The sequence below is a fragment of the Bacteroidota bacterium genome (assembly GCA_036522515.1).
Lineage (GTDB): Bacteria > Bacteroidota > Ignavibacteria > UBA10030 > SZUA-254 > VBOC01.
Genome location: DATDFQ010000005.1, coordinates 34443 through 58235, shown reverse-complemented (window position 1 = coordinate 58235; position 23793 = coordinate 34443). Strand labels below are relative to the sequence as shown.

Here is a 23793-nt window from a genome sequence, read left to right as displayed (position 1 = left end):
GCGCGACCTTCAGGTCGCGTGGCGATCAACGCAGGCTAAAGCCTGCGCCTACCGATGACTCCTGGGCTGGTGCGGTATTGGTAGGCGCGACCTTCAGGTCGCGTGGCGATCAACGCAGGCTAAAGCCTGCGCCTACCGAACCCGGAGGCCTCATCCCCCCTCCTCGATGCGTTTCACCTGTTCGCGGAGGATGTCGATCGTCAGATCGACGGTTTCACGGTGAGTGCGGAAGCAGAGGATTGCGACGCGCAGGATAAACGTGCCGTTGAGGAGCGTCGAAGAAAGAAACACGCGCCCGTCGCGCTGCACCCCCTGAACCAGCTTCTGGTTGAAGGCGTTCGGGTCTCCGCGTTTCGGAATATACCGGAACGTGACGACCGAGAGATCGGGAAACGGGCCGACCTCGAACCCGGGGACCTCGCTGATTCGCCCGTGAAAATAGCGGGCGAGCAGGAGTTTCTCTCCGAGCGCTGCGCGGAACGGGGCGAGGCCCAGAAGCTTCAACGGGAGCCAGAGCCGGAGCCCGCGGAAATGCTTGGTCAGCTCCGGGGAGAGATCGGCCGGAGAAAGCTCGTTATCCGACCGGCGGGCGTCCTGGAGATAATTCGCCTGGTACCAGAACGCGTCGTACAGGCTCTTCCTCTCTCTCACGAGGACCGCTCCCGAACCGTACGGGAGAAAAAGCCCTTTGTGGGGATCCATGACGAGAGAATCCGATTTCTCCATCCCTTTCAGGATTCCGTTCGCCTCGTCGCTCAGCACGAAAAATGCCCCGTAAGCGCCGTCCACATGGAACCAGAGTTTCCGCGCATTCGCGATCCCGGCGATCGCATCGAGCGGATCCACCGCGCCCGTATCGGTTGTTCCCGCCGACGCGATGACGAGCCACGGGTGCAATCCCTGTTGACGGTCTTCCGCGATCGACCGTTCGAGGCTGGCGGCGTCCATCCGGTGTTGCCGGTCGGTCGGCACGTGACGGAGGAGGCATTCTTTCAGGCCCGCGATCCGGATCGCCTTGTCCACCGAGTGATGCGCCTGTTCCGTCAGATAAATCGTCGAGCGTTCGAACTCTTTCGATTTCAGGCCCGACGCTTCCCTGGCGGCGACGATCCCCGCCAGATTGGCGATGCTCCCGCCGGATGTGAGATTCCCGCCCGCCCCCTTCGGATACCCGACGATTTCCGCCATCCAATCGGTCAGGAGATTTTCGATCAGGACCGCGCCGGGTCCGGCGAACATGATGCCGGCATAACGGTTTGTGACGTCGGCGAGATAATCCCCCAGCGCGGAAAGATAAATCCCGCCTCCGGGAATATAACCGAGGTGCCCGCCCGAGGCGGGGTTCAAACCCGGACGGTCGACGTGGTTCCTGAGGAGTTCGAGCAGCGCGTCGATCTTGAGAGGACTCTCCGAGATCGGTGAATCCAGGATGCCGGCGTCGTTGCCGTCCGGGACGACGTACGCGGGAAGATCGTAGATCGAATCGAGGAACCGGTCGGCGTATTGGACGACTGCGTCGACGAGGGTCGATCTCTCCTCGCCCCGCGGTTCGAGCCTGCGGGCGATTTCTTCCAATCGGGCTATCTGGTCGGGCATGGTATCGGGCGGGGTCGTTCGGTGTGTGATTAGTTTTCGAGGACGTCGTTCGCCAGATGGCCTCCGCCGCCGGCCGCGGGAGGAACATGTTCCGCAAGCACCCCTCCGACGCGGTCGATTGCGCTGGCGATTCCCTCGCGAAAGCCGCCTTTCCTGAAGTAGCCCGACATCTCCGAGGCGATCGAATCCCAGGTGCCCTCCTGCACTCTGGAGTGAATTCCCTCGTCGGCGATGATCTGGAACGCCCGCTCGGAGAGGAGGAGAAGAATCAGAACTCCCGTCCGTCCCGGCGTCCGGTCCATCAGCAGCCGGCGGAATTCTCCCAGGGCGAGGTCATGGAGCGACAACGAGCGTTCCTTCCAGCGGCGGCGGTGCCGCACGACGACCCGAATTTCACCGGAGGTCTTCGATTCCGCCGCGGCTATGCGCTCCGAGAGGAACTGCAGGTCGTCTTTGGTCAGATGGTTTCTCATGAATTCTACCAGCTTCCGCTCGCCCCCCCTCCGCCAAAGCTTCCGCCCCCTCCGCTGAAGCCGCCGCCACCGCCGCCGGATCCGCCGCCCCCGAACCCCCCGCCTCCGCCGAACCCTCCGAACCAGAAACCGCCGGAACGATATCCCCGTGATCCGACGTAATGTCTCCGTCCCGCACCGAAGATTCGATTGAGAATTCCGAACACGATAAAAATGAGGACGAAGAGAAGCGGCGTGAAACGCCGGATATCGGGCCTGTCCCCGGGGCTGCCCTTAAACTCCCCCTTTGTCGCCTTCATGATCGCCTCGATGCCGGCATCGATTCCTTCCGCGAATTTGCCCTGCCGGAACTTCGGCGCGATGACGCGGCGTATGATCTGGTCGCAGAGGGCGTCGGTGAGCACGCCTTCGAGTCCGTATCCGACTTCGATCCGCATGAGGCGGTCATCCTTGGCGATGATCAGAAGGACCCCGTTATCCCTTCCCTTTTTCCCGAACTTGTTCCGTTCCGCGACCCGCATCGAATACTCCTCGATGCTCTCCCCGTTCAGGGAAGGGACGATCAGGACGGCGATCTGGTTGGAGGTTGCCTGTTCGAATTCAGAGAGGGAACCTTCGAAATTCCGCGCCTCCCCCTCGGAGAGCGTCCCGGTCAGATCGGTGATCCTGCGGTGAAATTCCGGGACGGGAAGCTCGTTCTGCCGGGCGCGCGCGGAACCGGACGGAAGCGCGAAAAAGAGTATTGCAAAAAAGAGAACGGCTTTCACGCTCAGAACGTTACCTTCGGGACCTTCTCGGCCCCCGGTTCGGCCTGGAAGTAGGCCTTCTGGCCGAAGCCGGTCAGCCCCGCCATGAGGGAGGTCGGAAAGGAGCGGACCCGGACGTTATAGTCCTGCACCACCTCGTTGAACCTGCGACGCTCCGTGGCGATCCGGTTTTCGGTCCCCTCGAGTTGCGACTGGAGCTGGAGGAAATTCTCGTTTGCTTTCAGCTGGGGATAGTTCTCCGCGACGGCAAGGAGCCGGGAGAGCGCCGAAGTGAGCCCGGCCTGCGCCTCCTGGAACCGCTGGAAGGTCTGCGGGTTGTTCAAAATCTCGGGAGTCATCTGGAGTTTCCCGACGCTCGCGCGGGCCTCGGCGACATCGGTGAAGACCTGGCTCTCGTGCGCCGCGTACCCCTTCACGGTCTCGACAAGATTGGGGATCAGGTCGAGCCTCCGCTGATACTGGTTCTGCACCTGCGCCCACGCCTGGTTGACCGACTCGTCCATCTTCACGAGCGAATTATACATGCCGGTGGCCCACGCGACGAAGCTCAATCCGATAAACAGGATGACCCCGACGATAACAAGAATGACGATCGTTTTTCTCTGCATTGGAGCCCTCTCAATCGTAAAATGGTGTTGGAATGGCGATATCCGGAAGAAGGATAGGTAAATATAAGAATTTTTGGATTATCGTGACCCTCTTTAAAGTAGCGCCTCGTGTCCCTTGTACCACCCCCAATTCCGTCATGCTGACATGCTTCAGGTCAGCATCTTAATACGCTTTTAGAAAGATCCCGACCTAAAACATGTCGGGCTGACGAGCAGAGATGAAGATGACACACAGCCTGCCTCCTGTGGAAACAAAAAACCCGCTCCGGTTGCCCGGAGCGGGTTTATCGTGATGGAGTCTGGGAGGGTCGCTTGTCTACGAAGCGTCCAGAAACCATTTGCACGAACTCTTATTCTTCGAGGATGATTCCCTCGACGTTTTCCAGGGAAGTGATGCCCTGACGCACCAGATCCATGGCGGAATCCCGAAGCGTGCGCATCCCGCTCTGCAGCGCGAGGTTCCGGAGCGCGTCCTCGTCGATGAAGTCTCTCGACTTCAGGATGACTTTGCGGAGCTCCTTGTTCATCGCGAGGGCTTCGAAGATTCCGAGCCGGCCGCGATACCCGCGGATGCAATGCACGCACCCGACCGCCTTGTAGAACGACACGTTCGCGATATCCTCTTCCGTGAAACCGCAGTCCTTGAGCAAATCGACGTCGACATTGTCGTCCACCGTCTTGCACCGGTCGCACAGTTTGCGGATCAGCCGCTGGGCGATGACGATATTCACCGTATACGCCAGCAGGAACGGTTCGATCCCCATGTTGTACAAGCGCGTGATCGCGCTGACCGAGTCGTTTGTATGGAGCGTCGAAAAGATCAGGTGTCCGGTGTTGGCGAGCTTCACGGCGATCTCGGCCGTGATGCGGTCTCTCATTTCACCGACCATGACCACGTCCGGATCGTGGCGCAGGAGTCCGCGCAGCGCGCCCTCAAAGTCGAGCTTGTGGTTCAGCTTCACCTGCCGGCATCCTTCGATGAGGTATTCGACCGGATCCTCGATCGTGACGATATTGATGCCCGGGTCCATGATCGTCGAAATCGCGGCGACCTGCGAGGTCGTCTTTCCGCTTCCCGTGGGGCCCGTAAAGATGACGATGCCCTGGGGCCTGCGGATCGCCTTCATGAAGGCGTCTTTGGTCGCGTCCGGCATTCCGAGCCCTTCGACCCCGGTATTCTTGTCGCCGCTCCGGAGAACACGAATCACGATCGATTCAAGCTTGCTGCCCAGATCTGCGCTGTGGATCGGCATCGTCGAAAAACGGAACCTGATCGATTTGTTGTCGATCGTGCGCTGGGCGAATCCGTCCTGGGACAGAAGCCGTTCAAACCTGTCGAGGTTCTTCCCGCGATCCTTGACGACCGTGATGACCGCCTCGGACCGGACGTCGGTGATCGCGCTCCAGAGCGAGAGGCGTCCGTCGATACGGAAATGGAACTCGGTCCGGTGCGACGCTTTGGGAATGACGTGGATATCGCTCGCGCCGGTGCGCACGCCGTCGGCGAGGACTCCTTCGATCAGCTCGTTGAGCCTCCCGCGCCCCATCTCGTCCTCGAGGGTCTTCTCGATTTCCTTTTCGGTTTCCTGCCGGTCATAATCGGAGAACCCGTCCTCGGGCTCCACCCCGACCTCTTTCGCGCTCTGGTCGAACGCGAGCTGTCGCCAGAGCTCGGACCAGGCCGGCGTGGGGACATGCTTGATTTCGTACTTCAGAAATTTGAACGCCCGTGCGATGGTATGGACGGACGGATGGGTCGTGTCAGGAGTGATGATCGTAAGCTTGTCGTGGCCGTTGCTGAAGAGCTCGAACGGAAGGACCTTCAGCTTGACCGCCAGTTCGTAATTTGCCGGGGAGAGCCCGTCCAGGTGTTGCCGGATGAACTGCAGCCGGTCCTTGTTGCCGAACATCGGAGAGGGATCTACCGACTCGAACGAATAGAAGCGGGCGACGGTTTTCAACACCAGTTCGCGGTCGGCACCCAGGTCGTCGATCAGGATCTCGATGAACCGTTTCTTGCCCGCGCCTTTCCCCTGCGTCTCCAGTGCGGTTGCGATCTGCTCCTTGGTCGCGACGCCCTCGTCGAGGAGCGTCTGGATCAGGCGCGTAGCCCCCGGTTTCCTGGAGACAGCCTCTTCGGCCCCGTCCGGGCCTTTCGATACGGTAGCGCGCTTGACGGGTGTGCCCTCTCCTTCCGGAAGATTCTCAGAGTCGAACAGAACAGACTCGGTCTCTTCTTTCTTCTGACCCGTGAATTTCACAGACACCAGACCCCTCAGTGTGTTGTCTTTCTTTCCAGCTGTGTGTTGTGTAGACATAATACCCTCATTTCTGATCGTTACTTAATGTTAGGATGACATATTTCCTGCTTACAATGATAGCAACTTACCTCTCCCCAATCATGTGTACCGTGATGGGGGACACCGGATGTGACACGGGATAAGCGTTTCGCGCTATTTTTTTGGGATTCTGCGCAGAAGTCGCGGAAAGCCGGCCATTTACGCCAGGACACTTCTACCCGTGCGAGGGGGAGATATGCCCGATTTGGGCGGGGAAAGGGGGGTTACAGTGAGGGGGGGTGAATGTCTTCCCGGCGTTATTCGCCCGAAGATTCCTGCATTTCCAGGACGGAAGCGTCGATCATCTTTTGGGTCTCGTAGGCCTGGAGATCCCGGATCGTATGATGGATCCGCTGCATTGCGCCGTCGATCCGGTCGAGCCACCTCAGGATTTCCGTATCCTCCTGAAACCTCCGACGGATCTCCTGCGTGGTGACGCCGATGATCGCGAGAGGATTATTCACGTTGTCCTGGAGAAGCATTGTGATATCGGTGGCGAGCTGGCTGTAGATTTGCTGCCGGTCGAGGACGCGCTCCATCTTCCGGCGATGTTCCTGTTCCTTCTTGTACGACTTGCGGAAGCGCTGGACCTGTATCAGCGCGGCTGCCGCCGCCCAGAGGAAAATGAGCGAATCGAATTGCATGATATAGTCGAACCAGGTTTCTCCCGCATGGGAGTGCTTGAAAAAATTGACCGAGGTCAGAAGATAGTAGAGATAAATAATCACGCCCGCGATGACCACCGGGTAGGTTTCACCGAGAAATCTGATCTTGGCCCATAGTTTCAGGAGCAACTTCATGTTCAAACCCTGTAGGAGAGTGGACGATTAGTTATTCGAACCGGCATCGGCCGATCAGTGCTGCAATGTCCGGACAAAAAAAGCGTTGATCTTCGACCAGCCATCCTTTGCCGCATCCGGACGGAAGCCCGGCTTGTTCGTGTTGGCCGGATTCATGAACCCGTGTCCGGCGCCCGGATACTCGGTGGTGGCGATGTCTTTTCCCGCCGCCTTCGCGGCGGCTTCAAAATCCCTGACCATCTCCGGTGTTATTCCCGGATCCTCCTGCCCGAAGAGGCCGAGGACCGGGCAGGGGATTTTCGCCACCAGGGACGAATCCGTGACGAGCCTGCCATAACAGATGACGCACGCGGCGAGGTCGGGAATATTCAGGGCGGCCGCAAGGGAGTACCCGCCTCCCATGCACCAGCCGATCGAGCCGATCTTTTTGGGATCGACGTCCCCCCGCCCCTTGAGGTAGGCCGCCGCCGCGACCAGGTCGCGCGCCGCCCTGTCCTCCGGAAGTCCGCGCATCAGCTCGTGCGCGAGCTCTGGATCCGCCGCAACCTTCCCGCGGTAGAGGTCGACTGCGAGCGTCACATAGCCCCGGGAGGCCAGGTTTTTCGCGTTCTGTTTCACCCAGTCGGTGAGTCCCCACCATTCATGAATGACGATGATCGCCGGAAACGGTCCCTTTCCCGCCGGGACGGAGAGGAGAGAAATAACGGAATCTTTTCCGCTTACATAGCGTACGCTGCTTGAATTGACCTTCGGGAAGGCAGGGCCCGCGGCAAGCGCCGTAATCAAAAGAAGACCAAAGAGTGTGTTTTTCATACAAAAAACTCCGATTGTTCGTTCAGGATATTCATCAACCCTTCCCGAAAAGGTCGTGAAAATCAAAAGAGAATACAAATTGCGGGGTTGAAATGCAATAGGTGTTGTGATCTGCCCGATACCCCCTGTTGTTTGCTTCTCCCCCCATTTTTCGCGACATTTTAAGGACTTTTTCCTCAAGAACCCGGTCCACCGATACCGTGCCAGAGCTTTACGCCGACCTCGCAATTCCGGTTGCGGTTGACAAAGTATTCACCTACCTCGTCCCCGACGATCTTCGTCAATCGGTCCGGCCTGGTATGCGGGCGCTTGCTCCGTTCGGAGCGCGCGCCGTCACAGGCGTCATCATCCGGGTGGGCCCTTCGCCCGGAGTATCCCGGGAGACCCCGGGCCGGTACAAGTACATCCGCGAACTCCTCGATCCCGAGCCGGTCGTGAGCGACGATCTCCTGAATCTCTCCTCCTGGATCGCGAACTATTACATGGCGCCGCTCGGCGAGGTCCTCCGCTCCGTGCTGCCCGTCGATGCGACGAGGGGCCGGCCCCGAACGGAACCCGTCATACGGATCGACGAGAAGAAGAGGGCGGACTGGAGCCGGTGGCTTTCGGAAACCCCGGCCCGGCGTCTCGAGCGGCAGAAGGCCATCATCGGCGAACTCCTTTCAACGGAGACCGGAGAAGAAGTCGTCCGGGTCCGGAGCGTCCTGGAAAAAGCGGGGGCGTCGGGGCCCACTCTCAAGATCCTGGAGCGGAAGGGGCTGGTTTCGCTGGAACGGCGCGAGGTTTCCCGGATTTCAACCTATGATCTCTACCCCTCCTCCCTCGGCGCGCAACAAATTGTCCTGAATGCGGATCAAAGCGAGGCGATCGGGACGATCGGCTCGAGCGTGGCCCAGGGGGAATTCAAGACGTTTCTTCTCTTCGGAGTCACCGGGAGCGGAAAGACGCAGGTGTACATCGAAGCGATCCGCCCGGTCCTCGAACTCGGGAAGACGGTGATCGTGCTGGTGCCGGAAATCGCCCTCACGCCTCAAATCGTGCGGCGGTTCAAGCACCAGTTCGGGGAGCGGGTGGTCGCGCAACACAGCCGGATGTCGGCCGGTGAACGCTCCGATGTCTGGAGCGCGGTGCGCAGGGGAACAGTCTCGATCGTGATCGGTCCCCGCTCCGCGGTCTTCGCTCCGCTCAAGAACCTCGGCCTGATCGTCGTCGACGAGGAACAGGATTCCTCCTACAAGCAGCACGATCAATCGCCCCACTATAACGCCCGCGACGTGGCGATCATGCGCGCGAGCTTTTCCGGCGCCGTGGTCGTGCTCGGGTCGGCAACGCCCTCCTTCGAGTCGTACTCCAACGCGGCCCAGGGCAAGTACGGGCTTCTCCGGCTCCCGGAGCGGGTGGATAACGCCCGGTTGCCGGAGATCGAGATCGTGGATATGACGTTGGAGCGGAAGGCGAAGTTTGCCGCCTACCGGGCGGACCGGAAATCGGATTTCGTGCGGGACCCGGTCGACGCGCGGTTGAATCCCCGGAAGTTCCTGATGGGGTCGCTCTCCGGAATCCTCCGGGAAAAAATAGCCGACAGGATCGGCCGGAGGGAGGGGATCATTCTTCTGCAGAACCGGCGGGGCTTTTCACCGCTGATGGAATGTTTCAGCTGCGGCCACGTGGAGGTCTGCCCGAATTGCAGCATCTCGTTGACCTACCATGCCCAGGGGAAGACTCTTCGCTGCCATTATTGCGGGGTGGAGAAGCCGGCGCCCGATTCCTGCCCGAAGTGCGCGTCGGCCGATCTCGAGCACCGGGGATTCGGGACCCAGCGGGTGGAGGAGGAATTGCGCGAGCTGTTTCCCGGGGCCGTGCTCATGCGAATGGATAGGGATACGACGACGGGCCGGAACTCCCACGATCTGATTCTGCGAAAGTTCTCGGACGGGGAGGCCGACATTCTTCTCGGGACGCAGATGGTCGCGAAGGGGTTGGATTTTTCGCGCGTGACGCTCGTCGGCGTGATCTCCGCCGACACCCAGATGCTCCTTCCCGACTTTCGCTCGTCCGAGCGGACGTTTCAGCTTCTTGCCCAGGTGGCGGGACGCGCCGGACGGAGCAAGCTCCGCGGCGAGGTCATCATACAGACCTACCTGCCCGGGCACCCGACGCTCAGGCACGTCGTCGCGCATGATTTCACTTCATTCTACGAGAGCGAGGTGGGAGCGCGGGAACAGCTCGGGTACCCCCCTTTTTCACGCCTGGTGCTGATCGAATTCAAGGGGGAGGAGGAACGGGAAGTTCTCAGGAGGGCCGCCGGGGTGGCGGAATCATTGCGCCGTCACAGGCGCCACGTGATCACCCTCGGGCCGGCGATTCCACCGATCGCGCGGCTGAAGGGGTTGTTCCGGTGCCATGTTCTGATGAAAGACTTGAAGAAACAGGATCCGTCCGGCCGGGCGTTTCGCCGGGCGCTAGCGGATGCTCTGGGAGAATACGAGAAATCGGCGGGGGGGAAAAACAGCTCGGTGAAAATGACTATCGATGTCGATCCTGCCGGGATGATGTGACGTCGGAGACCTGACCGTGCCCCGGTGCGTTTAGACGCGCACGATGTTGTAGGCCCGCTTCCCTTTTTGTTCCTGCTTCAGCTCGAACTGGACATTGTCTCCCTGAACCAGAACGTCGCGAAAACCCGTATTCTTCACGTTGCTCTTATGAAAGAAGATTTCTTCTCCCTGTTCCGTCGTAATAAAACCGAAGCCCTTTGTCGGATTAAAAAACTTCACGGTGCCTTGTGTCATACGCCCATGCTCCTTCTCAATAGAAAAAAGTAGAAAAAACCCCAGTCGGTTTTGAGGCCGGCTGGGGTTGATGCTATGGAGTTACATCAGATCTTCTGTACGTTAGCAGCCTGTAACCCCTTGGGTCCTTTTTCGACGTCAAACTGGACTTTGTCGCCTTCGTTCAGGGTCTTGTACCCCTCGCCGACGATCGCCTTGAAATGGACGAATACATCTTCGCCATTCTGACGTGAAATGAAGCCATAACCCTTGGCTCCGTTGAACCACTTCACGGTTCCTTGCTCCATGAATAGTACCCTTTCAAGAAAGAGTGATTGGATAATGTACCCGAGGCTCCGCTCCGATAGCGTCCCGAGACGTGACACTCTCCGGACGCTCGGCTTAACCAGATCTTTTTGGCTTTTTACGCATCCGCCCCATTGCAGGTGTGGCAACCATCGCTCCGAGTGTTTCTCATCGGCACCTGATCACCTCACAATGAAGCTTTTACTTGCGATGACGAATCTCGTGGTACGTTCAATGGAGATTGAACCGTTCACGGGGATTACATCTGCAGCTACAACGTAAAAGCGTGGCATTGCCACCCCCTTCCGAAAAAACCAGACTTCGGGGGCAAAAACGGTGTACTGTTAATTGGCACTACAAAGATAAGGAATTTCCCGGACTGAGGCAACTTTTTTCTTACCGCGCCATCCCCCCGGCCGGCCTGGGATTGTGCCGAAATTCCCTCAAATGCTTGATTTTTGGGCAAAAATATGCGTAACTTGATCTAGCGAACCGCTCAGGGAACCGCCCAGAGGAACGATCATGGAACTGAAGACCGTAGTCATCGACAAACCCGCCGACCTCAATTGCATCCTCGGCCAGTCGCATTTTATCAAGACCGTTGAGGACCTCTACGAGGCGATCGTGAACACGAACCCGGCCATGCGATTCGGGCTCGCGTTTTGCGAGTCGTCGGGCCCCGCGCTCGTCCGTTCGGTGGGCAACGAGGAGCGGCTCCTCGACCTGGCGAAGCGGAACGCAATGGCCCTCGGGTGCGGCCACGTTTTTATTATTATGATGGAGGGGGGCTTTCCGGTGAATATTCTGAACGCGATCAAGAGCGTCCCCGAGGTCTGCCAGATTTTCTGCGCCACGGCAAACCCTCTCGAGGTGGTCGTCGCGGAAACGGAGCAGGGAAGGGGAATTCTCGGGGTGATCGACGGCATAAAACCGAAAGGACTCGAGTCGGACGCCGACATCCGGACGCGGATCGAGTTCCTGAGAAAAATCGGCTATAAACTGAGTTGATGCGATATGAATGAAGAGACGACGGTGCTGGCCCCGGTTCAGAAGCGGACGATCCGCGCGCCGCGCGGAAGCGGGCTGAGTTGCAAGGGATGGCTTCAGGAAGCGGCGCTGCGCATGCTGATGAACAATCTCGATCCCGAGGTCGCTGAGAAACCGGACGAGCTGATCGTCTACGGAGGGACCGGAAAAGCCGCGCGCAACTGGGAGTGCTACGATGCCATCGTCCGCAGCCTCAAGGAACTGGAAAACGACGAGACGCTTCTCGTCCAGTCGGGAAAACCGGTCGGGATCTTCAAGACGTACCCCGACGCGCCGCGGGTCCTGATCTCGAACGCGATGCTGGTCCCCCACTGGGCCACCTGGGACGAATTTCGGAGGCTCGAGGCGCTCGGACTGACGATGTTCGGACAGATGACCGCCGGGAGCTGGATCTACATCGGGACACAGGGGATCCTCCAGGGGACGTACGAAACATTCGCCGCCCTTGCGAACAGGGATTTCGGCGGCTCGCTGGCCGGCAGGTTCCTCGTGACGGCGGGGCTTGGCGGCATGGGGGGAGCCCAACCTCTTGCCGCAACGATGAACGGTGCCGCCTGTCTTGTCGTCGAAGCCGACCGCTCGCGCATCGAGAGGCGTCTCAAGACCGGTTACGTCGACGAGATGGCGGAGACGCTCGACGAGGCGCTCCTCTCGCTGATGACCGCGAAGGAATTGAAGGAAGCCCGCTCAGTCGCCCTCCTCGGGAACGCCGCGGAGGTGCTGCCGGAGTTGTTCGCCCGGAACATCCCCGTCGACATCCTGACGGACCAGACTTCGGCCCACGACACGCTTCAGGGATATGTCCCGGCGCATCTTCCCTATGAAGAAGCCCTGCGCCTCCGCGTCTCGGACCCGGCGGAATATCAGCGGCGCGCGCGCGAATCGATCGCCGAGCATGTCGGCGCCATGCTGAAATTCCGGAAGCGCGGCACGGTCGTGTTCGATTACGGAAACAACATCCGGGGGGAGGCCCTCGCCGGGGGCGTCGCCGGCGCGTTCGACATCCCCGGGTTCGTGCCCGAATTCATACGCCCGCTGTTCTGCGAGGGAAAGGGTCCCTTCCGGTGGGCGGCGCTCTCGGGGGATCCGGAGGACATTTACCGCACCGACCGGGCGGTGGTGGAGGCATTTCCTGAAAACAAGCCTCTCTGCCGCTGGATCGAAAAGGCGCGAACACAGGTCAGGTTCCAGGGTCTCCCGTCGAGGATCTGCTGGCTGGGGTACGGAGAACGGGCGAAGATGGGCCGGATCTTCAACGATCTTGTGGCGCGGGGGGAAGTGAAAGCGCCCATCGTCATCGGAAGAGATCATCTCGATTGCGGCTCGGTCGCGTCTCCCAACCGCGAAACGGAAAAAATGATGGACGGAAGCGACGCGATCGCCGACTGGCCCATCCTCAACGCCCTGTTGAACGCGGTCGGCGGCGCGAGCTGGGTCAGCGTTCACCACGGGGGCGGCGTCGGAATCGGCATGTCGATTCATGCGGGAATGGTGATCGTGGCGGACGGGACGAAGGAAGCCGGGCGGAGGCTCGAGCGCGTCCTCACCTACGACCCCGGATCGGGAGTCCTCCGGCACGCGGACGCGGGGTATGACCGCGCGATCGAAGTCGCGTCGCAACACGGGCTGAAGATTCCTCTTCCCCGCAGATGATCGCGTGGACCAGCGGTCGCTCACTTTGTGACTGTCATCCTGAGCGCAGCGAAGGATCTCCATTGGTTCGGAGTCCAAGAAACAAGATCCTTCGGTCGCTACGCTCCCTCAGGATGACAACCAATAGGAGTGTCGCTGTTTCATTTCTTATAGGTCTTGCGGTATGCGCTTCCCACGTCCCGCTCCTCTCGCAGACAAATCCCAAATTCAATGTCTCACTCCGTGTCGACTACACTGCCGCCCAGCAGATGCTCGACCTCTTCAGCGATGAGCCCGTCAATACCACCTCTCTCGCCGCCCTGCGGGGGAATCTCATCGCCGCCTCCACCACCGGCCTGATCGCCGACCGGGGAGGCGTCGCCGGCCTCCTCCGGAATTATCTCGACTCGCTCCGGTATCACCAGATCATCCGGGACGATGTCTATCACCTCGAGAGCGCGCGGAAGAGCGCGCCCGAGATCAGGAGCCTCCTCGTGGAGATGCAGAAGGGGACCTTCAGCCGCAGGGTCATCGCGACCGTCGAGCAGATCTTCCCGGCGGAGGCGGAGGTGTCGATCGACATCCCGCTCTACGCCGTCGCCCTCGGGCATGAGAACGTCGACGCCTACGTGCGTCGCATCCGGTGGGAGGGGGACGTGCCGAAATTCGTGGGGGAGGGAGAAGGGGAGCTGACCATCGTGGTCAACCTGTCGCAGTCGGTGAAATACGGCCCCGATCTTCAGGAACGGTATCTCACTCTCCTCGGCGTCGTCGCGCACGAAGTGTTCCACGCGGCGTTCGGCGCCTACAAAGACGGGTCCCGCTCCTGGCGGCGCTACCAGCGGACCCACACCCGCCCCTTCGACGCCCTTCTCGACCTCACCCAGAACGAAGGGATCGCGTATTATCTCTCTCTCGACCAGCGGGGGCACGGGTATCTTCCGCGTGATTGGTCCGCGAAGATGGGGGAAACCTTCAAGACATTCAACGAGAATGCGGCGGAATTGCTCTCCTCAAGCCTCCGGCCGGAGCGTGCGGCGGAGTTGATCCGGAACGCGAACCTGAGCGGCTACTGGGAAAGTTACGGAGCGATGACCGGCATGTTCATGGCCCGTGAGATCGATCTGCGGCTCGGGAGGGGAGCTCTGATTCAAACGATTTCAGAGGGTCCTCTCGACATGCTGGCGAAATATGCCGGCCTGACCGACCGGGACGACAGACTCCCGAAGCTCTCGGATCAGATAATTCGGGAAATAGCCCGAAAATAAGCTGAAAACAGGTTGATTTCAGCGGTTTCACCCTTCCCCTTCAAAACCCTCCCGTAAGCGTATTTTTCTCACCTGAAAAGAAGAGAAATGTGGACTTCGAGGAAAATTTTAGTATATTCTCTTCCAATATAACCGTACAGAGGGCTTGAGGCTTATACAGGTTTTTTAAAGTGAAACAGTAGCCACGTCAACCAAAAGTGAGTAACTCATTGGCAAACATAAATCTCTTCCAAAAAGACGAAGATAGGCTGAAACTTGGCCTTCAGGGGGTCTATCCCGATCGGCTCATAGAACCCGTCAAGGGGAAAGGGGATTCCCACCACCCCGTGAACGAGGCGATGACGCGCCCATGGCTCAAACATTATTTCATCATGCAGGTGCTTCGCGACACGAAGTCGCAGGATGAAACCATCGCGCGCGACAACAACCTGATCGAGATCCTCAAATCGACGCTCCCGCTCCCCGAGAACTCGTTCACCGAAAGCACGATGAGTTCCTGGCAGATGTTTCTCGGGAGCACGTTCCGGGACGCCGATACTCCGTGGTATAACGGCATCCGGAAGGTGCTCGTGCCCGACCGCTTCTACTCGGCGATCGAGCAGCTCGAGCTGGAGATTCCCTCGTCGAATCCGGGGCACGGTCATCAGTTTCTGGATCATACCCGGACGGTGAGGAAACTCCCCCGCGTCCCGATCAAGCTCTTCATCGCGCTCGGGGGAAACGAGAAGGAGCTGTTGATCGAGATCCTCCGGCAGGTGGTGATGAACAATCCCCATAACACCGACGCGGCGCTCCTCGTCTATTCGTTCCTGAAGGCGTGGAACCGGAGCCCCGAGTTCCTCGAGCTGGCGCGCCAGGAGGGGAGAGCGGAGCTCGAAGAATGGTACTACTGGATCGAAGGCGACATGAAGAGCCTCGGCGCGCTCCGCCGGGAAGCGGGCGACCACACCACCTCGTTTTTCATTTATGACCGGGCGTTCCTCACCGCCCCGGAGTACAAGGAAATCGCCGACTGGTTCCTGAAGGAAAGCGAATTCAAGTCGGCCTACCATTTCTATTTCAAGGCCAAGGAATTTGAGACCTCCCTCGAGCTGCTGCAGAACATCAGCCCGAAGGAATTCGGCGAGCTGACGAACCTCCGGCGGCTCTCCAGGGGCGAAAAGACGATCGAGGCCGGGGCCGATATCTCCCGGTTCGCGGCACTCTACGAAGAAGAAATGGAAACGCTCCGGGGATTCGCGAGAATCCGCTCCGCCGAGACGTACAAGCAGATCACCGTGAAGGCGCGTCAGCATTTCGACCGCGAGACGATTGAAACCAAATACGCGTTCGGCGAGCTCTCTGACAACGAGTATCACCGCCTCATCGACCAGCTCGCGGAGCGGAAGCAATGAGCGACCACATGTCCGAAAAGCTCGGCATGGAGCGCTGTATGAGCTGCGACCACCGCTGGATCGATTACGAGCGCGTCCGCGGCACCTGCTATCTCTGCGGAAGCACGAACATCTCGGAATGCGTTTCGCTCCGCGACGTGCGCGATGCGATCGCGTCGCTGCGCAAGGAGGACAAACGCTACCTCGACACCCACGCGAAGCGCACGATCATCCTGAAACAGCGGTACCGCGAGATCGCCGAGCTCTCGCTGCAGCGGGCGCAGGAAGTGTACGGCAAGGTGAAGGAGCATTACGAGAAAGGCAACCTGTCGGACAAGGTCGTGGACCAGCTCATCATCGCCTTCCGCCTCTTCTCGGAGCTGGGCCTGCATAAGTCCGCCGCCTCGGTCGCGTACATGGCGGCGATGGGCTACGCGCAGCGGGGCGTGGAGAAAGAGGTCCGGGTTGTGGACGATCTCACCGATCTTGTCGCGGCGAGGCAATGGTTCATGCGCCTGGGAGCGAAGGACTGGGAAGCCGCGATCAATCTTCACATCGGCGAGAAGGCGCTCTCGACCATCAGCAACGACCCCAACCTTCTGCAGATGATGACGCAGGTGTCCCTCTGGCATTTCTACAAGGCGAGGGATTTTTTCTTTGAGCGGCACAATCCGAGGATGGTCGAGAGGATCCAGTTCGACCTCGAGCGGGCGGCGCAGCTCCTGAACACCTATTCGCAGGAGGTGTCGCAGATCGAGGCGGCGAAGATCGGCGCCCGGTCGACCCTGAAGCACGGGGAACACCTCCGCAGGGGGCTCGAATCGATGGGTCAATCGGTGCACGACGGTTTGCGCGCGCTCGGCGAGCATATCGAGAGTTACGGGGGAAGCGTCGGCAGGGCCCTGCAATCCTCCTCCGCCGCGTTCGGGGCGAACGTCACGAACGCCATGTACACGATCGCTGCCTCGGGCAAGTCGCGCGGCCGGTCGCTCGACCGGCGGATGTCGGAGGTGGGGCAGCTGATCTCCACCACCGCGCGCGAGGTCCCCGAGGGATTTTTCCAGCCGGTGAGGGAGCTCGGCGCGAAATTTGCGATCGGGGCGGTGGGAGCCGGGCTTTCGAGCGATTTGACGCACGAACCGACTGTCATCAATCTCGCGGAGAGCGTCCTCTCCGAGGTCAAAAAGTCCCAGGAGAGCTTCAAGCACCTGGACGAACCGGCGATCAAGCTGACGGGCACGCTCCTCGATACGCTCGTCTCGAAGGGCATCACGAAAGTGGTCGAGCAGCTCGAAGAGGCCAAGGCCGGCCAGAAAAACCCTTAATTGTCATCCTGAGCACAAAGTTGTCATCCTGAGCGCAGCGAAGGATCTCAAGAACAACTCCCAAACGCACCAGGGCCTCTGCGCTTCCTGCGTCCACGCACGGCGAACCGGCAACGCGAAGGGCCCGGGCTTTATCCTGTGCGGCCTGTCAAAGAGTGATCCCTCATTTCCCAAGTATCCAAGGTTGCCCGTCATGAAGTGCCCGGGATTCGAACGCCTGACCCCCCCGAACGAAGAGCCCCGCCGGGATCCCGCATGAACCGGACCGTCATCCGGCCCCTGAGCCGCCCGCACGGCAAGGCCTTCCTCTCGCTCGTCAACGCGCTCGCCGACTACGAAAAGCTGAAGCGGCCGGGCCGCGCGGCGCAGTCGCGCCTCCTGAGGGACGCGCTCGGGAAGAGAAAACGCTTCGACGCGTTTCTTGCGTTCGCGGACGGTAGGGCTGCGGGCTACGCGATCGTCTTCGAAACGTACTCTTCTTTCCGCGCGCGGCCGACGCTCTACCTGGAAGACCTCTTCGTCCTCCCGGAATTCCGCAAGAAGAAAATCGGCTACTCGCTCTTCCGGAAATGCCTCTCCGAAGCGAAACGGCGGGGGTGCGGACGGATGGAATGGATGGTGCTCGACTGGAACACGCCCGCGATCCGGTTTTACAGGAAACTCAACGCAACCTGGATGAAGGAGTGGATGCTGTTCCGCATCGACCTGTAGCATGAAGCTCGCGCTCATCAATATAAAACAGCTCGTCACCGTTTCCTCGGAAGGCCGGCGCTTCAACGCAGGGAAAGAGATGGGATCCCTCGGCTGCATCGAGAACGCCGCCGTCCTCATCGAGAACGACGAGTTCAGCTGGATCGGCCGGATGGAGGACCTGACGATGAGCAGCCTCGGCGAATCGGACGTCCTCGATTGCCTCGACTGCGTCGTGATGCCCGGATTCGTGGATTCGCACACCCACACGGTCTTCGCCGGAAGCCGCGAGGAGGAATTTGCCATGCGATCGGCGGGAGCGACCTACCGCGAAATCGCCGAGCGGGGCGGGGGGATCCTCAGCACGGTCCGGAGCGTCCGCGAGACGTCGAAGAAAGAGCTGAAGAAGAACGCGCGGAAATGGATGAACGCGATGATGATCCACGGAACGACCACGGTGGAGATCAAGAGCGGGTACGGCCTCGACACCGATAATGAAATCAAGCTCCTGGAAGCCATCCGGGAGCTCGACAAGGAAGAGGTGATGACCGTTGCCTCCACATTCCTCGGGGCCCACGCGATCCCGCCCGAATTTCTGGAGGACAGGCGGGGGTACGTCGACATGATCCTGAGCAAGATGCTCCCCTATGTCGGATCGAAGCAGCTTGCCACTTTCTGCGACGTCTTCTGCGAGGAGGGATACTTCGACCCCGGAGAATCCCGGTCGATCCTCCTCCAGGGAAAACAATTCGGCCTCCTGCCGAAAATCCACGCCGACCAGCTCTCCGGCCGGGGAGGGGCGGAGCTCGCGGCCGAGGTGGGCGCTGTGTCGGCGGATCACCTCGAGCGTGTCAGCGACGCGGGCATCGCGGCCCTCGCGCGGGCGGAAGTCGTCGCGGTCCTTTTGCCCTGCGTCTCGTTTTTTCTTAATGAACCCTACGCGCCCGCCCGCAGGATCATCGACGCTGGAGTCCCGGTGGCGCTTGCGTCGGATTTCAACCCCGGATCGTGCATGACCTACAGCATGCCGCTCGTCATGACCGCCGCCTGCACGCACATGAAGATGTCGCCCGAGGAGGCGATCACGGCGTCGACCCTGAACGCCGCGGCCGCGCTCAACCTGTCGCGCGAGCGGGGCAGCATCGAGATCGGCAAGAAGGCCGATGCGGTCGTCCTGAGAATTCCCCATTATCGCTATCTCCCTTATCACTTCGGCGAGAACCACGTCGAAAAGGTCGTCAAGAACGGCGTCGTTCTGGAGCTCCGATGACCCGGCTCGTTGAGTGCGTTCCCAATTTCAGCGAAGGGCGGAACCGGGATTCGATCGAGGCGATCTCGGCGGCCATCCGCGCCACAGGCGGCGTCAAGCTGCTCAGCGTGGAGCCCGACAAGGACTACAACCGGTGCGTCGTGACGTTCGTCGGCGAGCCGGAGGCCGCCGTGGAAGCGGCGTTCGCGGCGACGAAGAAGGCGGGGGAAGTGATCGACATGAGGCAGCACAAGGGCGAGCACCCCCGGCTCGGCGCCACCGATGTCGTCCCGTTCGTCCCCGTCTCCGGAGTCACGATGAAGGAATGCGTCGGGCTGGCCCGGGCGTACGGGAAACGGGTCGGAGCGGAGCTCGGGATTCCGGTCTACCTCTACGAGGAGGCGGCCTCGGCGCCGGAACGAAAAAACCTGGCGGACGTGCGGAGGGGGGAGTATGAAGGGTTGGCGGAGAAGCTGAAGGATCCCGCCTGGAAGCCGGATTACGGCGGGACAGACTTCAATGCGAAGTCGGGGGGAACGGCCGCGGGCGCCCGGTTTTTCCTCATCGCGTATAACGTCAACCTCGGGTCCGACAGAAAGGACATCGCCCACGAGATCGCCCTGCGAATCCGGGAGAGCGGAAGAACCCTCAAGAACGAATCAGGGGCCCCGGTGCGGATCGCCGGCTCGCTGAAGTCGGTGAAGGCGATGGGTGTGCTGCTCGAACGGCTGAACATCGCCCAGGTGTCGATCAACCTCACGAATTTCAACGTGACGCCGCCGCACGTCGCCTTTGAAGCGGTGAAGAAGGAGGCGGAGACGCTCGGCACCGGCGTGACGGGGAGTGAAATTGTCGGATTGGTCCCGAAGGAAGCGCTCCTTCTGGCCGGCTCCCACTACGCCGACGGCCTCCCTCTCAATGAGTCGCAACTGATCGGACGGGCGATCGAGCGGCTCGGATTGAACGAGATCGACACGTTCGATCCAAAAAAGAAAATCATCGAATTCATGATCTAACGCCCTTAACCGGAGAAACATCTATGCTCACTGAAAATACGGTCTCACGATTTCTGGAAGAACTCGCTTCAAATTCACCCGCTCCCGGCGGCGGAAGCGCCGCGGCGCTGGCCGGAGCCGTCGGGGCCGCGCTCACCTCGATGGTCTGCCGCCTGACGATCGGCAAGAAGAAATACGAGAAGGTCGAGCCGGAGATGAAGAGTCTCCTGAAAAAGGCAGAAGAGTCGCGGCTCTTTCTCACGCGCATGATCGACCGTGACGCGGAAGCGTTCGACAAGGTCATGGAGGCGTACGGGCTCCCGAAGGAGACGGAGGACCAGAAAGCCCTCCGCTCCGCCGCGATTCAGGGAGCGACCAAGGAAGCGGCGCTCGTTCCGCTGGAACTGATGAAGCACGTGATCGACGCGTTCGCGCTGGCGCGCGCGGCGGCTGAGAAGGGGAATTCAAATTCGGTGAGCGATGCGGGGGTGAGCGCGGTGATGCTCCATGCCGCCTGCGAGAGCGCGGCCCTCAACGTGCAAATCAACCTGAGCGCCATCACCGACACGGAATTCGTCGGCTGGAGAACCGAGGAAGTCACCACCCTCCGTCGCACGAGCGCGGGGCACCTCGAGCAGATCCTCGCGATCGTCTCCCGAAGGATCGCAGGGGGCTGATTGTCATCCTGAGTCCCGCCTGCGCGGGATAAACTCCGCGAAGGATCTCCCCGGTCTGACGAACGGGATCCTTCGGTCGCTACGCTCCCTCAGGATGACAATTAATCTCGTTCCCACGCTCTGCGTGGGAACGCATGCCGCGGCGCTCTGCGCCGCAACGAGGTATCTAGCGTAGGTAGCCGCAGGCTTTAGCCTGCGGACCGCGACCTAAAGGTCGCGGGTACCCCTGCCTCTTCCAAGAATAGCCAGCGTCGCAAGGGCGATAGCCGCCGTTTCGGTTCGCAACCGGCGGTCTCCCAGATAGACCGGCTTGAATCCCTCCCCAACACAGAGTTCGACCTCGGCTTCGCTGAAGCCCCCCTCCGGACCCACGAGGATCAGCGTTGGTCCCGGTCCCGTCAGGATGGGCCCGGGTGGAGCCGGCGATGCAGGCGCTTCGCTATGCGCGATGATTCTACTCTGAAACGTCGTTGCGGTTCGCAGAAGGTCTTCGAGCCCGGTCAATTCATGAACCCTCGGAAGGCAGGAGCGTCCGCTCTGCTTCATCGCCGCAAGCGCCAATTTCTGCCAGCGGTCGGTCTTCGCGTGATTCGGGATCGTCCGCTCCGTCCGGAGAGGAATGATTCCGACAACGCCGACCTCCGTCGTCTTTTCCACGAGAAAATCGAACTTGGAGGGATTCTTCAGGATCGCGACGGCGAGCGTCACCCTGATTTCCGTCTCATGATAATTCCGGAACGACTTCCGGATCGCGCCGCGGGCGGAATGCTTCGTGACCTCTTCGAGGATCACATCATGTGCGTTTCCGTTCCCGTCGACCACCATCACCTCATCCCCCGCCTTCTTTCGCATGACATGGACCAGATGGGCGAGCTCTTCCCCGTCGATGATCACCGACCTGCCGTCGATCCGCCCGGGGGGTGCGTAGAAGTAGTCCATCGTCCGGGTTAGAAGGATGCGCCGAAGTCGAGTATGAACTCGCCTCGCCGCACCTCGTTGAGAGCGTATTCTAGACGGAGGACAGCGCTGTAAGGAAGGAGGAAATCGATCCCCGCGCCGTAACCTTTCACAAACCGGTCGAGCGCCACGGGGGTTCCGCGGAACCAGACCGTCCCCGCGTCCCCGAAGAGGGCGGCGGTGATTCCGAACCGCCAGACGGAGAATTCTGAGGGGAGGGCGTGGACGCGGAAATAGACCGGCGATAGGAGCGTGTAATGGAGCTCGGTTGAGAACCCGAGCATGCTTTCCCCCTCGTACACCTCCTTGAAATGCCCCCGGATGCGCTCGCCGTAACCGAAGTAGACATGGTTGTAACTCGGAGTCCTTCCCCCGGCGGCGAGGTCGGTAAAGAGTCTTGCCGCGAGCACGACGTCCCGCGCCACGGGCTGGTATCCCCGCACGTCGGCCGCATAGCGCACAATATCCAGGTCGGCTCCCGGCCAGCCGATCTTGCTGATCGTCGCGCCGGCGAATGCACCCGACCCCGGATACTCTCCGATATCGCGCGAATCGTAGGAGTACCCGATCCTCCCGATCGGAAAACGGTCGATCCCTTCCGGCGAGATGGTGGGGATCGGAAGGTAGTTGCCGATATCGACGACCTGGTACCCTGCCTCGATCCAGAGCGTGTGATAGATGTCGAAACGCCTGCCATAGCGTCCGGAAACCGCATAGTGGCGCTCGTCGAAGTTGTCCGTTCCCGCCTGAGCGAGGATGCTCCGGTTTCTGACCTTGCTGTAGGAGAGCTGGCCTTCGATGAATTGGGTCCCCTCCGCGTTGAGAAACGGGTTGCGGTAGGAGAGGCCGACCGAGGGGTCGAAGCCCAGGATGAGCGAGGCGTTCAGTTTTTCATTCCGTCCGCGGAAATTCGTGTGCACGATCCCGACCCCAAAAAAGATCCTCCCCCAATCCCTGTCCCTGATTCCGAAAATGGGGTAGGGGAAAATGTACCACCGTTCGCTGACCTCGATCACGAGATGGGCGAACCCTGCGGCCGACGGCTCGACCCGCATCTGGACCTCGTTGAAGAGGCGCAGGCTGTAAATCCTGTTCCTGTCGTACTCGAGAAGGTTCCGGGTGATCGCGAGCCCCGGCTTGAGCGTCATCTCCCGCAGGATCACAAAACCCTTCGTATGGACGTTTCCGACGATCCGCACCGTATCGACGGTCCAGATCGAATCGGGGACCTCCTGGAGGGGAATCGATGCGAGGCTGTCCTGGGCCCGGCCGGTGGAAATGGCGCAGCAGAGAAGGAGAAGTACGAAAGGGAGAGCGGCCGATCCGGTCACGGTGGATTCAATTGTTGGAGGGCCTTCTCCGCCGCGGCCTGCTCGGCGTCTTTCTTGTTTTTGCCGGTGCCGGAGCCGTAGGAGGTTTTGCCGATGAACACCTCGACGGTGAACGTCCGGTCGTGATCGGGGCCCACCTCGGTGACCGTGATGTACCGCGGGACGCCGAGGCTGCCGGCCTGGGCCTGCTCGAGGAGCTGGCTCTTGAAGTTCTCATCCTCGGTTCTCACGAGCCCCTCCTCGAGGGCCTTCAGGATCGTGCGTTCGACGAACCGGCTCGCGTGATCGGAACCCCGGTCGAGGTAGATGGCCCCGATGATCGCTTCATAGGCGTCTGCCAGGATCGTCTCCATTCCCTTTTCGGCGACCTGGAACGCGCTCGGGCTCATCAGGATGAAGTCCGCAAGGTGCAGCTGGCGGGCGTAGACGCCGAGGGCCTTCCGGTTGACGAGACGCGACCGGATCTTCGTGAGCTCGCCCTCCGCCGCGCCGGCGTGGTGGCGGTAGAGGTAGACCGCGGCGGCGAGGTTCAGGACCGCGTCGCCGAGGAACTCGAGGCGTTCGTTGGAAGGGGTGTTCTCATACCCGCTCACCTGCAGGAACGACCGGTGGGAAAGCGCCTGGAAAAAGAGACGCCGGTCGCGGATGGAGTAACCGAGGATGCGTTCAAGCCCGCGGTAGTCGACTCTCGAATCGGGAGTATCTGCCCCGGAAACTCTCCCGGAAAATCCTATCCACCTCAGGAGATGGCGCAGTACTGCCATAAAATGCCGGAG

22 protein-coding genes are annotated in these 23793 nt (G+C 60.5%); 10 read left to right on the top strand and 12 right to left on the bottom strand.

The window, feature by feature from the left end:
• Window positions 1–150: 150 nt before the first annotated feature.
• From VI215_00655 to VI215_00625, 7 genes are all read right to left on the bottom strand, one after another.
• Window positions 151–1596, bottom strand: coding sequence for an aminotransferase class I/II-fold pyridoxal phosphate-dependent enzyme (locus tag VI215_00655; protein ID HEY6190815.1), 1446 nt, complete (start codon window positions 1594–1596; stop codon window positions 151–153).
• 29 nt (window positions 1597–1625) lie between these two features.
• A complete protein-coding gene (locus VI215_00650) occupies window positions 1626–2069 on the bottom strand; it encodes a TPM domain-containing protein (protein ID HEY6190814.1) in 444 nt (147 codons plus the stop codon).
• A 5-nt stretch (window positions 2070–2074) separates the two neighbouring features.
• Window positions 2075–2836 (bottom strand): TPM domain-containing protein, encoded by a 762-nt coding sequence (locus VI215_00645; GenBank protein ID HEY6190813.1) that lies wholly within the window; start codon window positions 2834–2836, stop codon window positions 2075–2077.
• Between the two features lie 2 nt (window positions 2837–2838).
• The gene (locus tag VI215_00640) at window positions 2839–3444 is read right to left on the bottom strand and encodes a LemA family protein (GenBank protein ID HEY6190812.1); all 606 of its coding nucleotides are present in this window, start codon (window positions 3442–3444) and stop codon (window positions 2839–2841) included.
• Between the two features lie 350 nt (window positions 3445–3794).
• Window positions 3795–5762, bottom strand: a complete 1968-nt coding sequence (locus tag VI215_00635; protein ID HEY6190811.1) for a GspE/PulE family protein — start codon at window positions 5760–5762, stop codon at window positions 3795–3797.
• 278 nt (window positions 5763–6040) lie between these two features.
• Window positions 6041–6583, bottom strand: a complete 543-nt coding sequence (locus VI215_00630; GenBank protein ID HEY6190810.1) for a hypothetical protein — start codon at window positions 6581–6583, stop codon at window positions 6041–6043.
• A gap of 54 nt (window positions 6584–6637) precedes the next feature.
• The gene (locus tag VI215_00625; GenBank protein ID HEY6190809.1) at window positions 6638–7396 is read right to left on the bottom strand and encodes a dienelactone hydrolase family protein; all 759 of its coding nucleotides are present in this window, start codon (window positions 7394–7396) and stop codon (window positions 6638–6640) included.
• 200 nt (window positions 7397–7596) lie between these two features.
• On the opposite strand from VI215_00625, the gene priA reads away from it, so the two are divergent.
• Entirely contained in the window at window positions 7597–9954 is a 2358-nt protein-coding gene (gene priA / locus VI215_00620) for a primosomal protein N' (GenBank protein HEY6190808.1), read from the top strand.
• A gap of 30 nt (window positions 9955–9984) precedes the next feature.
• Here the strand turns inward: priA and VI215_00615 are convergent, their stop codons facing one another.
• Both VI215_00615 and VI215_00610 read right to left on the bottom strand, forming a co-directional pair.
• Entirely contained in the window at window positions 9985–10188 is a 204-nt protein-coding gene (locus VI215_00615) for a cold shock domain-containing protein (protein ID HEY6190807.1), read from the bottom strand.
• Window positions 10189–10274: 86 nt separating this feature from the next.
• Window positions 10275–10475 carry a cold-shock protein gene (locus tag VI215_00610; GenBank protein ID HEY6190806.1) on the bottom strand — a complete coding sequence of 67 codons (201 nt, stop codon included), beginning with the start codon at window positions 10473–10475 and terminating at the stop codon, window positions 10275–10277.
• 520 nt (window positions 10476–10995) lie between these two features.
• On the opposite strand from VI215_00610, the gene VI215_00605 reads away from it, so the two are divergent.
• From VI215_00605 to VI215_00565, 9 genes are all read left to right on the top strand, one after another.
• Window positions 10996–11481: an adenosine-specific kinase gene (locus VI215_00605; protein HEY6190805.1), complete on the top strand. Its 486-nt coding sequence runs from the start codon at window positions 10996–10998 to the stop codon at window positions 11479–11481.
• Window positions 11482–11487: 6 nt separating this feature from the next.
• Complete coding sequence (gene hutU, locus VI215_00600; GenBank protein ID HEY6190804.1) at window positions 11488–13173, top strand: urocanate hydratase; 1686 nt, start codon at window positions 11488–11490, stop codon at window positions 13171–13173.
• Window positions 13174–13286: 113 nt separating this feature from the next.
• On the top strand, window positions 13287–14420 hold the full coding sequence (locus VI215_00595; GenBank protein HEY6190803.1) for a DUF5700 domain-containing putative Zn-dependent protease: 1134 nt from the start codon (window positions 13287–13289) through the stop codon (window positions 14418–14420).
• Between the two features lie 209 nt (window positions 14421–14629).
• A complete protein-coding gene (locus VI215_00590; protein ID HEY6190802.1) occupies window positions 14630–15814 on the top strand; it encodes a hypothetical protein in 1185 nt (394 codons plus the stop codon).
• Window positions 15811–17118: a hypothetical protein gene (locus VI215_00585; protein ID HEY6190801.1), complete on the top strand. Its 1308-nt coding sequence runs from the start codon at window positions 15811–15813 to the stop codon at window positions 17116–17118. The genes VI215_00590 and VI215_00585 overlap by 4 nt, the downstream gene beginning before the upstream one ends.
• A 255-nt stretch (window positions 17119–17373) precedes the next feature.
• Window positions 17374–17829 carry a GNAT family N-acetyltransferase gene (locus VI215_00580; protein ID HEY6190800.1) on the top strand — a complete coding sequence of 152 codons (456 nt, stop codon included), beginning with the start codon at window positions 17374–17376 and terminating at the stop codon, window positions 17827–17829.
• A 1-nt stretch (window position 17830) separates the two neighbouring features.
• Entirely contained in the window at window positions 17831–19078 is a 1248-nt protein-coding gene (gene hutI, locus VI215_00575) for an imidazolonepropionase (GenBank protein HEY6190799.1), read from the top strand.
• Window positions 19075–20073 carry a glutamate formimidoyltransferase gene (gene ftcD, locus VI215_00570; protein HEY6190798.1) on the top strand — a complete coding sequence of 333 codons (999 nt, stop codon included), beginning with the start codon at window positions 19075–19077 and terminating at the stop codon, window positions 20071–20073. The genes hutI and ftcD overlap by 4 nt, the downstream gene beginning before the upstream one ends.
• Window positions 20074–20096: 23 nt before the next feature.
• Window positions 20097–20729, top strand: a complete 633-nt coding sequence (locus VI215_00565) for a cyclodeaminase/cyclohydrolase family protein (protein HEY6190797.1) — start codon at window positions 20097–20099, stop codon at window positions 20727–20729.
• Between the two features lie 207 nt (window positions 20730–20936).
• On the opposite strand, the gene VI215_00560 is transcribed toward VI215_00565, so the two are convergent.
• Genes VI215_00560 through rnc form a run of 3 tightly spaced genes read right to left on the bottom strand, consistent with a single transcriptional unit; the run spans window position 20937 to window position 23781 of the window.
• Window positions 20937–21668, bottom strand: a complete 732-nt coding sequence (locus tag VI215_00560; GenBank protein ID HEY6190796.1) for an RsmE family RNA methyltransferase — start codon at window positions 21666–21668, stop codon at window positions 20937–20939.
• Between the two features lie 8 nt (window positions 21669–21676).
• Window positions 21677–23017 (bottom strand): BamA/TamA family outer membrane protein, encoded by a 1341-nt coding sequence (locus tag VI215_00555; protein ID HEY6190795.1) that lies wholly within the window; start codon window positions 23015–23017, stop codon window positions 21677–21679.
• Window positions 23014–23781 (bottom strand): ribonuclease III, encoded by a 768-nt coding sequence (gene rnc / locus VI215_00550; protein HEY6190794.1) that lies wholly within the window; start codon window positions 23779–23781, stop codon window positions 23014–23016. The genes VI215_00555 and rnc overlap by 4 nt, the downstream gene beginning before the upstream one ends.
• Window positions 23782–23793 lie beyond the last annotated feature (12 nt).